Consider the following 1,418-nt stretch of genomic DNA (forward strand, 5'->3'; position numbering starts at 1 on the left):
TTATTTAAGTCATAAGCTTGGCGAGAACGTCCTGTTGCTGCAATGTACTGAACAATACTGCTATAGATATCGTAACGTGCAGTTTCGAGTTCTGAGTTAGCACTATGAATCGCTTGCTCAGCATTCAATAAATCGACCAATGAACGCGTACCAAGTTTGTACTGCTCTTGATAAAGTTCACGTGTACGAACGGTAGTGGCTTGGCGATTTGCTAAAACCAACATTTGACGTTGTTTATTTTCAATTTGTTCTCTACTTGTTCGAATTTGGTCGAGAACATCCAGATAGACAGAATTGACTTTAGATTTAGCCGCTTCTTCGGCATAACTTGCCATTTTGACCTGAGAAGAAACTGCTCCACCTTGATAAAACTGACTGGTTGCTTCAAGCATGACGGAACTGTACAAACCATCATCTTCATCATTGTTCGGGTTTCTGCCATTGATGGCTTGACTCAAAGAACCTTTAACCGACAAGGTTGGATAACGTGTTAAACGAGTCTGTTCCTTTTGTGCCTTGGCAACTTCAACACTGGCTTGAGCCGCAATCATTTTTGGAATGGTATTAAACTCAGGCTCATTATAAAGACCAGATTGTTTCACTAAATCGTCAGGAATGATCCATGATTTATTAAAAAAATCTACGCCTACCAGAGTTCTTAGATGTTGCTGGTACTGACGTAATAAAGATTGCTGTGCAATGAGTGTCGACTGTGCAGACTCTAAATATGTTTGTGCCTGAACTGGGTCAGCTTGGCTACTAATACCAGCATTTGCACGTAAATTCGCTATATTCTGAATACGTTGAATACCTGCAATTTGCTGCTCAGCAATCTTATTTAATTGAAGGTAACGCTGAATATTGATAATCGACTGTGCAACATCAAGTGCAATATCATCAATGCTGACCAGCACATTAGCCTGCTCGACTTGCAGCTTGGCCTTCTCAACCGATACGCCAGATTTCACCTTACCAAAATCATAAAGCATTTGAGTTGCGTTTAAAGTCAATAACTGCCGACCACGTTCACCACTACCCAAATCACCTGTGGTGATACCACCTGAAATTTGAGGAAAATAACCAGCCTTGGCATAATCAATACCCGCGTTTTGGCCAGCTAAAGTTGAAATGGCTTGAGAAATATTAGGGTTCCGTTGAACTGCATATTGAATCGCATCAATTAGGCTGACGTGATTGTTCCACATCGCAGTAGAAGTCGGTAAATAGTTCCCATCATTTCCTAGCCGTTGAAATTGCCTCTGATCAAATCCTAAATTGCTTAATTTTTGGAAATCGACAGATCGATAGCTTTCATCAGGCGTGGGTTTAAAGAGTTGAGAAACTTTTTTTGTTAAGCTTTTTCCCGAGTTAACAGATGCGGTCTCTGCCTTTGTAATTGATATTGATACACTAGAAGC

Annotated in this window: 1 protein-coding gene; it reads right to left on the reverse strand. The window is 40.6% G+C overall.

Features of this window, described 5'->3' with window-relative positions:
- A partial coding sequence (locus tag HUN22_RS17040) for a TolC family outer membrane protein (RefSeq protein WP_368074586.1) occupies window positions 1–1,403 on the reverse strand: 1,403 nt, incomplete at its 3' end.
- Between the last annotated feature and the right edge of the window lie 15 nt (window positions 1,404–1,418).

The organism is Acinetobacter lactucae (assembly GCF_013344765.1).
Taxonomy (GTDB): domain Bacteria; phylum Pseudomonadota; class Gammaproteobacteria; order Pseudomonadales; family Moraxellaceae; genus Acinetobacter; species Acinetobacter lactucae_A.